Genomic DNA, 6,893 nt, shown 5'->3' with positions numbered 1-6,893 from the left:
AAACTGCTCTACCTGCTCTGCACGTCCGGGGTTCCGCTGCTCACGGGCGTGGGGATGCTCTCCGACGTAATCGGCTTCTATCCCTACCGGCAGTCGTTCGCCTCGATCTGCCGCGGCCTGGAGCACGGCGAACTTTTTTCGGCGTGCGTGGCGCGCTTCCCTGCGCTGTACGACCGCAAACTCACGGCCCTGGTCCGTGTCGGCGAGGAGACCAACCGCCTTGCAGAGATGCTCCGCCGCCAGGGTGACGCCCTCACCGACGAACTCGAATACGGAATCCGCCGCATGGGCTCGCTGCTCGAACCCGCCCTGATCATGCTCGTCGGCCTTCTGGTCGCCGTAATCCTCATCTCCATGTACATGCCCATGTTCCGACTCGGTGGAATAATGGGGTAATCGTGATGTTGCTTTTTGTTGTGTAAATGATTGATATATAGCATTTAATGAGTGTAATGATAAATTATGAAAAACTGCTTTTTTCTTTGAATGAATGATTAACAAGCGTAATTTGGGTTAATCTTATGTGGAAAAGGATAGAGAAAGATTTTGCCCAAAAGAGAGGTTCTATAAATATTAATTAAAAGGTTAATTTTATGAAAAAGATGATTGTTTTCGCTCTTTGCGGGCTTGTTGTATTTATGCCGATATGCGCTATTTCTCAAGAGGATATTAAAATTTATCCTCTGGGATGCCCTTCAATTGATCCATTAACCCCACAAACTGCCAGTTTCATGAAATATGGTGCTGTGCAGGAAAATTTGCATAAAGGAACGGTGGGAGTCGAGATCCCAATATATCGTTATACTGACGATGTTTTTGATATTCCGATAAGTATTTCATACAGCTCATCCGGTTATATGCCTAATCGAAACTCTGGACCTCTTGGAACCGGTTGGTTCTTAAATGTCGGCGGAATCATTACGCGGGAAGTAAGGGGGATTCCTGATGAAAAAAGTGTGGATTTCGCCGCTCATATATACGGTTATAAGGATGTATGGAGGGATAAACCGGTTTTGGATAAATATTGTTGTTTTTACACAGGCACATTGAACCCTGGATATGAAAGTATGCTTACTTACAGTTCGTCTAAATATTATGAGACAACTCCAGATATTTTTACTTTTTCTTTTTTAGGGCATGCAGGATCATTTTGCTTGATGCCTGATGGGAGCGTAAAAGTATTCAACACCAATGGTCCCGCTGGTGAATATCAAGTAATACCAGATTTTCAAACATTTATTACGTTTACAATTATAACAGGCGATGGTTATAAGTATATTTTTGGCAGGGGTATGACTGAAGATAACTGGTCTGCCGATGAGACGGAAGTTACACAAACTAGTTTCTTGTTGACAAAGATTATAGCGCCGAATTCTGAGAATGTCTCTTTTGAATATACCCCTGGGCCTGTTAACCGCCAGTGTACGCCCAGGGCATATCATATTTGCTATTCAAGTATAATGATTAACCAAGAATTATTTTCACAAGGTCCACAGAATCCTATGAGAGATTATTTATCTCAAATTCAACATACGCAGCAACTGTCGTCGATCACCATTCGTGATCGAGTGAAGATTAGTTTTTCTTATGATGACGCTCCTTGGGTAAAATGGGATCCATATATACCATCCGAAGATAAAAACTTATTTTGGGGTGAAATGGGCGGTTATTATGGCAATGATGGGACAGGTAAAGAAATATTGACATATATATATGTCAAGGATCTGAAAAATGGAAATAAACGTTTGCGGTCATGTGATTTGCAGTATCGATTCGCCAATGGTAATAAAGCAACATTCCTGAATACTGTACGAGTTTCCGGAACGGGAGTATATAAATGTAAATATTATAAAGAAGAATCTTCGTTTCCTCCGATTAATACATTTGCAATAGATTGGTGGGGGTATTATAATGGGCGAGGAACACCGACTAATTTTCTGCCGGAAGTCGACAGTTTCAACCGTCTGCTACAGACTTATACCGCTCGTGATCCGGATCCTGCATATGCTATTTATGGTATGTTGCATACAATTGAATACCCGACAGGGGGGAGTACTGAGTTCTTGTATGAGGGGAATGATTATTCGCAGGATTTTTATCTGAGTTATTTGCAAGATACGCCACAGGATAATTTGGGAGGCGGATTAAGAATTAAAAAAATTATTCAGCATACTTCCTCCGAACAATGTGACTCGGATAATACGCGTACTTTTGAATATCGGAAGAATGGAAAAAGTTCTGGTATTCGAGTCGGGAAGCCGCATGTATATAATGAATCGGTTTTTATCGCTGATTACACCGGAAAAGATCTGATTTTTTCCGGGTCTGGTTATGAATATACAGGCCCACCCTTTGCCATAAGACAAGAATATGTGGTTGAAAATAAAACATTGAGTTCGTATGACAGCTCATATTCTTCTCTTGCCAAGAATTCTATAGAATATGATTTTGTAACTGAACATCTGTCGGACGGATCAACCATCGAGTATGATTATTACTCTAAGGCCGACGGAATTGATCTGGCTTGGAATGTTGCCTCTGTTTCTTGTATTTCATTATTTAATGGTCCGATATATCAAGAATTGGCAACTCCCTGTACGAGGGAATCGTATGTCGGGAAAATCAATAGAATAACACATCGAAACTCTTCCGGAGACAAAGTTTTTGAAGAGCGTTATGAATATACCGAGGATTTAACGCAGCATTTGACATACAAAGAAGCTGTTGGTTCCACCATTTTTCAACCATGGATTAATTGTGAAGTCATACAACCTAAACGAAAGGTACAAACATGGTATTATCCAAATGCAGATAAAGTCGATTCTGTTTTTACGTCAACTGCATACGATTATAATAAAATCGGACAAAATATCCGGACCGATTTTATTGATGCTTATAGGACGCGTTATTCTGATTTTTATCAATATGTTACGGATCTTAATGTTGCCGATAGGTCTCCGGTGGAAAATGCGATGATAAGTGATCACGTTTTGAATCTCCCGTTGAAGCGCTCCCGGACTTTAAACAGATTAATTCCGGGCGATCAATCCGAGCTGCTGTTAAGCGAGAATCGGTATATTTATTCCGTGGTAGCAGGGAATGACGGCTCTGAGATGATCCGCTTGGCACAAATGAAAACTGCGAAAATAGAATATAATCAGAGTGCGATGATTTCTCCGGAATATGAAACCGTTGAAACTTACGATGTATACGATTTAGGAGGCCGTATTCTCCAAACTACGGACAAAGCCGGGCTTCCTACAACGTATATATGGGGGCATGGAGGCTTATTTTTGGTGGCGAAAATTGTGAATTGTACGGTTGATCAGGCGGCTAAAATAAGTGGAATATCTACATTTCGGACATCACCCTTTTCTGGAGATTTACCCGATAATATCCGAACGTTGCTTTATAATCATTCATCTGATGGCAATTACAAAGTGACTGTTTATAGTTATCAGCCATTTTGGGGCATTTCGCGAATTATGGATTTTGCAGGTCGGTCATCTTATTTCCAATACAATGACGATGGCAAATTGATTTCAGTAAAAGACGATCAGGGCAATTTGGTTCAGGAGTATGAGTACCATACAGTGAGTGATGAAGATGAGCTATGAACGAATGAATCGTTTATTCCTCATGTAAGTTTGAAGCCCCGGAGAAATGAGAGATTACCACACTCATTCTCCGGAGCTTCAAATCGGATTCTGTTTTATCAACGGACCTCGATGTATCTATTGCGAGGCGATTCGGCTGTATTGTTTATCTGGAACCCGATTCAGTTAAGGCGCAAGGTTGAGAGTTGGGACTTAAATCGTATAAAATGTGGATTTTAGTCCCACTCCAGATGCCGGTTCCATAAAGGCGGATTCTTCCATATCAGAAGTTCCTTACATTTTTTGATTTTTAAAACACAGTTTAATTCTTGGTAATAAAAAACATTGAACCAAGAATTGTATGGAGGGGATAATGTTATTTTAAACTGGCCGTTAGCAGTATTCCGAACGGTATATATTGCCGTTCGAACCTGATCGTTGTTTAGAAGAGGGGCCTGCATTGTGGGATTTGACTCAGCCACAAGGTAAAATGATTGAAAATTACGAACGCTTTTTTTCGGGATAGCTAATCGATCGCTATCGAACTTATACTTCTCATTTCCATTGCATAGCCATATCGTCGTATCATCATATACTTTATTCGTTAAAATAAACTGAAGAAGGCTATCGACCGGGCTTTTTGATTCGGTGACGTCTATCGGAATATTCTGGTGCGTATAGTCCGAGGTCAGCCTGATGTGTTTGTTATCGATAATTTCCCATTTTGCAAAGCCTTCCTGTTTTGGTACTCCCCATCCATATTCTCGCTTATATGAAACGGTACTGTCGGATAAAAATGTCAGTTCACTCTGCCAGTTTTTGGGAAGTATGAACGTTTTACCGACGAAATTCGGCATTTTGCAACAACCTGCAAGTATTGTACTCAATAGGACAAGAGTAATTTTTTTCATTTTTGTATACGTGTTATATACGAGTTCCGATACATCGTTTTTGTTTTATTCGAAGTCGGGAAAATATCATTCAAGCAGAATGTTGGGCTGAATTTTGCCGTCGACAATCTTTTTTAAGGTATCAAAATAGGCCTCATTCCCTTTTATAAATTTCTGGATGGAATCAAGTTCAAGAATAATATCTTTAGTATGCGTTATTTTGGATTTGTAGTAATATTTCTCGGCTAAAACAATACCTGGTTGCGTATTAACGATAGACTGTATATCGGATTGACATAAAACCGAATCCACCTGGTTTTTATTTCGTAGAAGGTATTTGTCATACTCGGCGACAATTTGCTCATAATACTTTCGTTGCTTCTGAAACTGCTGCCTTTGTCCGGCTTGCTTGGCTTTAATCTTGCTGATTAGTATATATTTAAATCCTGCATATGGCAACAATTTATCATCTGATTTTTTAATATTGTTTATTGCCTGCCCATACTTTTGATATAGAAACAATGCATGTGATTTGTGAAGTGCAATATGGTTTCTATATTCTTCACATTTCCCCTCTACCCGATTCAGAGACATCAAAGCCGAATCGAGTCATATGGTCTGATTTGTGAAATAATATTCATTAATGTATTTAATCGCATTTGTTATTGCACGGTCGCACGCTTCCGGCGGCAACGTTTGTTGGCCGCACATCGTCAGGAAAAAACTCATGGCGAAAACCCATATCAGAAATAGCCTCTTTTTCATAGTTGTTTTTTGGCTAATTGATGTCTCTGCATTTTTTGTAGAAGAAGAGTTCAATAGAACGGCATAATTTGCTGAGGTTTTGGAGTTGGCATCTAAGTCCGAATTTATAGCTTTGGTTGCATTCGGTTATTTCTTATATGGGTTTTAATCCTACTCCAGATGCCGGTTCCATAAAGGCGGATTCTTCCATTTCGGAAATCCCTTGCATTTTTTGATTTTTAAAACATAGTTTAATTCTTGATAGTAAAAAACATCTATCCACGGACTATCCGAAAGAGGTAACGTTATTTTAAACAGGTTGTTACCAGTATCCCGAACTGTATATATCGCGGTTCGGATCTGATCGTTGTTCAGAAGTGGAGCATATTTATCCGTATTTGCATTAGCAACGAGATTGAATGATTGAAAATCATAAATATTTTGTAGCGGGACAGCTAATTGCTGGCCGTTGAATTTATATTTTTCATCTCCGACGCATAGCCATATTGTTATGTCGGGATACACTTTGTCCATCAAAATAAATTGAAGACTATCGACCGGGCTTTTTGATTCGGTGACATCTATCGGGATGTTCTGGTGCGTATAGTCCGAGGTCAGCCTGATGTGTTTGTTATCGATAACTTCCCATTTTGCAAAGCCTTCCTGTTTTGGTACTCCCCATCCATATTCCCGATGATATGAAACGGTACTATCGGATAAAAATGTCAGTTCACTCTGCCAGTTTTTGGGTTGTATATACGTTTTACCGACGAAATTCGGCATTTTGCAACAACTTGAAAGTACCATGCACAGTAAGAAAAAAGCGTGTTTTTTCATCTTATTTATATTTTTTGTATAAATCCGAATATACTGGTTTATAATTTCTATCCAACAAACCTCCCACCCATCGGGGAGTAATCTGGCCCACTCTGCTCGGAATTCCGCCTCGGGAGGAGGTTGGCATACTTGATTGTCCGCCTATTAAGTATTGAACTGTATAAGCCTCCGTTTCGAGAGCCTCTTGTGAGGTTGCGTGATAATTAAATGATGTTGTCCCTGCCATTTTTACGCTAATTTCTCCATTTACATGTTGTATCGCATGGGTTGTCTCATGAGCTATATTACCTGTGTCTCCACTTGTATTAATTAGAATAGTACCATCTGTTTTTGAGCTTAATTGATATACATCTTTTCCGGGATTAATATTATAGGTGTATGTTGTTTGAATATCGTTTTCAATTTTTCCCAGCCCGTCGATAAAGTTATCAACACGAACTTTTGACAATTCTAATTCATTCATTCTTGTTGAACTGCGCTCGAGTTTGCGATCTTTCTGTTTTTGACTGAGTTTTGTATTGTTATTAATCTCTGCTTGTTTGGCTTTTTCTTTTTCCATCTCTGCTGAAAGCTCTGCTGCTGCTGTTCTTGCTATGTCCAACAACATCCCTGCTTTCATTAGATCTTCTGCACTGGCCCATTTCATCCCGTTCGGATCGACCCGATTTATCGGATTATTCCCGCAGAATGCATAAGGGCCGATATGACGATAAGTTTCAGCCATTAAGTCCACCCCGTTCCAACCCAGACGATACTTCGAATCCAGCATCCTCGCGCCGTAATCCGTATACGGCACATCGACAAACGACTGTGTCTCCTTGCCGTT

General features: G+C 40.1%; 5 protein-coding genes and 1 pseudogene. 2 read left to right on the top strand and 4 right to left on the bottom strand.

The annotated features are described in order from the left end of the window. Together I2E69_RS15025 and I2E69_RS15020 are read left to right on the top strand one after the other, a co-directional pair. The coding region (locus I2E69_RS15025) for a type II secretion system F family protein (protein ID WP_195462038.1) at window positions 1-396 on the top strand (396 nt) is incomplete at its 5' end. A 197-nt stretch (window positions 397-593) separates the two neighbouring features. Then, window positions 594-3,617, top strand: a complete 3,024-nt coding sequence (locus I2E69_RS15020) for a hypothetical protein (RefSeq protein WP_195462037.1) — start codon at window positions 594-596, stop codon at window positions 3,615-3,617. A 215-nt stretch (window positions 3,618-3,832) separates the two neighbouring features. On the opposite strand, the gene I2E69_RS15015 is transcribed toward I2E69_RS15020, so the two are convergent. The 4 genes and pseudogenes from I2E69_RS15015 to I2E69_RS15000 all read right to left on the bottom strand — a co-directional run. After that, complete coding sequence (locus I2E69_RS15015; RefSeq protein WP_195462036.1) at window positions 3,833-4,507, bottom strand: hypothetical protein; 675 nt, start codon at window positions 4,505-4,507, stop codon at window positions 3,833-3,835. 66 nt (window positions 4,508-4,573) lie between these two features. Further along, on the bottom strand, window positions 4,574-5,083 hold the full coding sequence (locus I2E69_RS15010) for a hypothetical protein (protein WP_195462035.1): 510 nt from the start codon (window positions 5,081-5,083) through the stop codon (window positions 4,574-4,576). A gap of 318 nt (window positions 5,084-5,401) precedes the next feature. Next, complete coding sequence (locus I2E69_RS15005; RefSeq protein ID WP_195462034.1) at window positions 5,402-6,067, bottom strand: hypothetical protein; 666 nt, start codon at window positions 6,065-6,067, stop codon at window positions 5,402-5,404. Between the two features lies 1 nt (window position 6,068). After that, window positions 6,069-6,893, bottom strand: a pseudogene (locus I2E69_RS15000) (hypothetical protein); the annotation flags it as partial.

It is taken from the genome of Alistipes sp. D31t1_170403_E11, assembly GCF_015553985.1.
Lineage (GTDB): Bacteria > Bacteroidota > Bacteroidia > Bacteroidales > Rikenellaceae > Alistipes > Alistipes montrealensis.
The sequence above is the reverse complement of the archived record's forward strand: the minus strand, read 5'-3'. Positions and strand labels throughout refer to the sequence as shown.

Bases quoted from the DNA above. Each gene is read 5' to 3' on its own strand.
- I2E69_RS15005 (WP_195462034.1), bottom strand. From the start codon at position 6,067: ATGAAAAAACACGCTTTTTTCTTACTGTGCATGGTACTTTCAAGTTGT.
- I2E69_RS15015 (WP_195462036.1), bottom strand. From the start codon at position 4,507: ATGAAAAAAATTACTCTTGTCCTATTGAGTACAATACTTGCAGGTTGT.
- I2E69_RS15020 (WP_195462037.1), top strand. From the start codon at position 594: ATGAAAAAGATGATTGTTTTCGCTCTTTGCGGGCTTGTTGTATTTATG.